Source organism: Pseudomonas sp., assembly GCF_049645325.1.
In the GTDB taxonomy this organism is placed as follows: domain Bacteria; phylum Pseudomonadota; class Gammaproteobacteria; order Pseudomonadales; family Pseudomonadaceae; genus Aquipseudomonas.
The window spans coordinates 1-4,723 of the sequence record NZ_JBARTQ010000633.1 but is presented as its reverse complement, the minus strand read 5'-3'; the positions used below and the strand labels follow the sequence as shown (position 1 = coordinate 4,723).

Annotated in this window: 2 protein-coding genes; both read left to right on the top strand. The window is 62.7% G+C overall.

Going from position 1 to position 4,723, the window contains the following annotated elements:
• Nucleotides 1-124: 124 nt before the first annotated feature.
• On the top strand, nt 125-1,837 hold the full coding sequence (locus WBB95_RS26955) for an ATP-binding protein (RefSeq protein ID WP_424490348.1): 1,713 nt from the start codon (nt 125-127) through the stop codon (nt 1,835-1,837).
• Nucleotides 1,834-4,353 (top strand): excinuclease ABC subunit UvrA, encoded by a 2,520-nt coding sequence (gene uvrA, locus WBB95_RS26950; protein WP_424490347.1) that lies wholly within the window; start codon nt 1,834-1,836, stop codon nt 4,351-4,353. Before WBB95_RS26955 ends, uvrA begins: the two co-directional genes overlap by 4 nt.
• The last annotated feature ends 370 nt before the right edge of the window (nt 4,354-4,723 follow it).

Below are 4,723 nucleotides of genomic sequence, written 5' to 3'. Positions count from 1 at the left end.
CGGGATTTTCACTGAGGCCAGTGGTGTCTGCGGCAATTACCCCCTAACGTATACGCGTTGAAACCATCTGTGCCTGGCGCGCTCCAAACTTTGCCGACGTCCTCTTTTTGCCCAGAGTTAAACGATGCAATTTTTATCCAACCCCCATGGCTGTGAAGGCTGGGCCGGTGAAATGGCCCAACGGATTCGCACGTTCGATTGGTCGGCCACCGACCTCGGCCCGCTGGACCGCTGGTCCACCAGCCTGGCGTGTACCGTGCAGATGGTGCTGGCGTCTCCCATGCCAATGGTGGTGCTGTGGGGGCAGGCGGGCTACATGATTTATAACGACAGCTACTCGGTGTTTGCCGGCGGGCGGCATCCGTATTTGCTGGGCAAACCTGTGGAGCTGGGCTGGCCGGAAGTGGCCGAGTTCAACCGTCACGTGGTGGACACGTGCCTGGCCGGCGGCACCTTGTCGTTCAACAACAAGGCCCTGACATTACTGCGCAATGGCAAGCCTGAAGATGTCTGGATGGACCTCTACTACAGCCCGGTCGCCGGGGATAGCCATCAACCGATGGGCGTGCTGGCCATTGTGGTGGAGACCACCGCGCATATGAATTCCGAGCGCCTGCGCCAGGAGTTGACACACAACCTTGAGCAGCGCGTGGCGAATGAGGTGCAGGCGCGCTCCGCTGCCGAGGACCAATTACGCCAGTCGCAAAAGCTCGAAGCCATCGGCGGCCTGACCGGCGGCGTGGCCCACGACTTCAACAACTTGCTGCAAGTGATCGCCGGCAACCTGCACCTGCTGGCCCGGCATGAGCCACACAATGAACAGGTGCAACGCCGCGTCACGGCGGCCATCGCGGCGGTGGACCGCGGGGCCAAGCTGTCGTCGCAACTGCTGGCTTTTGCCCGTCGCCAGCCGCTGTCGCCGGCGGTCTACAACCCGCAGCGTATCTACGCCGGCCTCGGTGAACTGCTACAACGCGCGCTGGGTGAGACCATTCATATCGATGTGCAGTTGCCCCAAGACTCCTGGTGCATCCATGTCGACCGCAACCAGCTGGAAAACGCGCTGCTCAACCTGGCGATCAATGCCCGGGATGCCATGAACGGCGAGGGCGTGATTCGCATCACCGGCGAGAACATCATCCTCAACCCTGACGACTGCGCCGGTAAAAGCATCAAGCCCGGCGAATACGTGTGCCTGGCAGTGACCGATACCGGGGTCGGCATGCCCCCGGCGGTGCTCAAACGCGCCTTCGAACCCTTCTTCACCACCAAGCGCGAAGGGCAGGGCACCGGCCTGGGCTTGAGCATGGTGTTCGGTTTTGTACGCCAAAGCGGCGGGCATGTGCAGATGTTGAGCGAGCAAGGCAAAGGTTCGGTGGTGCAGATGTATTTCCCCCACAGCCTGGAGCCGGAAACCCTTGATGCGTACACCGAGCAAACCCTGCACGGTGGCGGACAGGAAACCATCCTGGTGGTCGAGGACAATGAAGGCGTGCGCCTGACGGTCGTCGAGTTGCTGCAACAGTCGGGCTACACCGTACTCACCGCCGAGGATGGCGACCGGGCGATGCAGGCGTTGCAAGGGGGCTTGCTGCCGGACCTGATCTTTACCGACGTGGTGATGCCCGGCCGCGTCAAAAGTACCGACCTGGCGGAGTGGGCCCGTGAGCAGCAACCCCCCGTGGCAGTGCTGTTCACCTCAGGCCACACCCGCGACATTCTCTCGACCAATCACCTGCTCAGCCCCGACATTCACTTGCTGAGCAAACCCTACAGCCCCGAAGCGCTGACGCATCGGGTGCGCAGCGTGCTCATCGCCAGACAAGGTTGCCCATGACGTCACAGCGCAACATTCCTCCGATCACTGCCCAACGTCCGGGTTTCGTACGGGTGCGCGGCGCCCGCGAACATAACCTGCGTAACGTCGACGTGGACATTCCCCGGGATGCCCTGGTGGTGTTTACCGGGGTTTCAGGCTCGGGCAAATCGTCCCTGGCGTTTTCCACGGTGTATGCCGAAGCCCAGCGCCGCTATTTCGAATCGGTTGCGCCCTACGCGCGGCGGTTGATTGATCAGGTCGGTGTGCCGGACGTGGACTCCATCGAAGGCCTGCCTCCCGCCGTGGCCCTGCAACAGCAGCGCGGCACCCCGAGTGCGCGGTCGTCGGTGGGCAGCGTGACCACGCTGTCGAGCCTGATCCGCATGCTCTACTCCCGCGCCGGCAGTTACCCGGCGGGGCAGCCGATGCTGTACGCCGAGGACTTTTCGCCGAACCTGCCTCAGGGCGCGTGCCCGCAATGCCATGGGCTGGGCCGCGTGTATGAAGTGACCGAGGCACTGATGGTGCCCGACCCTTCGCTGACGATTCGCCAGCGCGCAGTGGCATCCTGGCCGCTGGCGTGGCAGGGCCAGAACCTGCGCGACATTCTGGTGACGCTGGGCTATGACGTCGACATCCCCTGGCGTGACCTGCCTAAAAAACAGCGTGACTGGATTCTCTTTACCGAAGAAACTCCGACCGCGCCGGTGTACGCAGGCTTCACCCCCGAGCAGACCCGCGATGCGTTGAAACGCCAGGTGGAGCCCAGCTACCAGGGCACGTTCAGCGGCGCGCGGCGTTATATCCTGCACACCTTCACCCACACCCAAAGCGCGCTGATGAAAAAGCGTGTCTCACAGTTCATGCAGGGCAGCGCCTGCCCGTCGTGCGCGGGCAAGCGGCTGAACAAGGCCGCGCTGTCGGTGAAGTTTGCCGGGCTCGATATTGGAGAGTTGTCGCAATTGTCGCTGACGCAGTTGGCCGAGGTTTTACGCCCGGTCGCGGCGGGGCAAGACACGATGAAGCTGTCGGTGGAAAAGCGCCTGGCGGCCCAGCGCATCGCCGAGGATTTGCTCGAACGGGTGAGCACCTTGACCGAGTTGGGGTTGGGGTATTTGTCCCTGGAGCGCAGCACGCCGACATTGTCGTCCGGCGAGTTGCAGCGCTTGCGCCTGGCGACGCAATTGGGCTCGCAGCTCTTCGGTGTGATCTATGTGCTGGACGAACCTTCGGCGGGCTTGCACCCGGCGGACGGCGAAGCGCTGTTCACCGCGCTTGAACGTCTGAAAGCAGCGGGCAATTCATTGTTCGTGGTGGAGCATGACCTGGAGACCATGCGCCGCGCCGACTGGTTGATCGACGTAGGGCCGGCGGCCGGTGAACATGGCGGGCAAGTGCTGTACAGCGGGCCGCCGGCCGGGCTGGCGGAGGTCGAGGCGTCACAGACGCGCGAGTATCTGTTTGCCGATCGGCGCCCGGCAAATTCGGCGCGTCGAGCGCCCACCGGCTGGCTGAGCCTTGCGGGTGTGACGCGCAATAACCTCAAGCATTTGAATGTGGAATTTCCGTTGGGCTGCTTTACGGCGGTGACCGGCATTTCGGGCTCGGGCAAATCCAGCCTGGTCAGCCAGGCGCTGCTGGAACTGGTGGGCGCAGGCCTTGGCCGCGTAGTGGAAAACGACGAAGAACCGAGCCTGGAAGACGACACCCCGCAAGCCAGCGGTGGGCGCATCAGTGCCGGGTTGGAGCATATTCGCCGACTGGTGCAAGTGGACCAGAAACCCATTGGTCGCACCCCACGCTCCAACCTTGCGACCTACACCGGGCTGTTCGACAACGTGCGCAAACTCTTCGCCGCCACGCCAGCGGCGAAGAAGCGCCATTACGATGCGGGGCAGTTCTCCTTCAACGTCGCCAAGGGCCGTTGCCCGAATTGCGAAGGTGAAGGGTTTGTCAGCGTTGAATTGCTGTTCATGCCCAGCGTGTATGCGCCGTGCCCGACGTGTCATGGCGCGCGTTACAACCCCGAGACCTTGGCGATCACATGGCAGGGTTTGAGCATCGCCCAAGTGTTGGGGCTCACGGTGGAACAGGCGGTGGAGGTGTTTGCCGAACAGCCTGGGGTGCTGCGTTCGTTGCAGGTGCTGCGCGATATCGGCCTGGGTTATTTGCGGTTGGGGCAGCCGGCGACTGAATTGTCTGGCGGGGAGGCGCAGCGCATCAAGCTGGCGACCGAACTGCAGCGTAATGCGCGGGGCGCCACCTTATATGTGCTGGATGAACCGACGACCGGGTTGCATCCACGGGATGTGGATCGCTTGCTCAGTCAGTTGAATCACCTGGTGGAGGCGGGGCATACGGTGGTTGTGGTGGAGCACGAGATGCGCGTGGTTGCGCAGAGTGACTGGGTGATTGATATCGGCCCTGGGGCAGGGGATTTGGGCGGGAAGGTGGTGGTCAGTGGGCCGCCGTTGAAGGTGGCCAAGAGCAAGGGCAGCCGAACTGCGCCGTTTTTGGGGCGGGAGTTGGGTTGATGAGGGGTTGGGTGGGGTAGGTAGGAGGGCATATCCGTTATTTGGGTGATGGCTTCTATTGGTTTCGCTCTTACAGCGACTCACTTTTGATAGAGCCGGAATGCCGGCCCAGTCAAAAGTAAGCAAAACGCTCTTGCTCCTCCACTCGGCACCTCGCCTAGGCTCGGTGTGCCCGCACTCCGGCTTGAATCCGTGGGCCGCCGTGACGGGCCATCCATGGCCCAACACGGCTAACCCGGCGTCCTGCCGGGTTGCCCACGGATTCAAGCCTGCGTGCGGCCAGCGTGGTTAACGGGGCGCCTGAGATCAAAATCTAAAGCACGGCGGCCTGAAAGCCGACCTGAGTGGTTGAAGCAGAAGCAGGGCAATA

Bases quoted from the DNA above. Each gene is read 5' to 3' on its own strand.
- uvrA (WP_424490347.1), top strand. From the start codon at position 1,834: ATGACGTCACAGCGCAACATTCCTCCGATCACTGCCCAACGTCCGGGT.
- WBB95_RS26955 (WP_424490348.1), top strand. From the start codon at position 125: ATGCAATTTTTATCCAACCCCCATGGCTGTGAAGGCTGGGCCGGTGAA.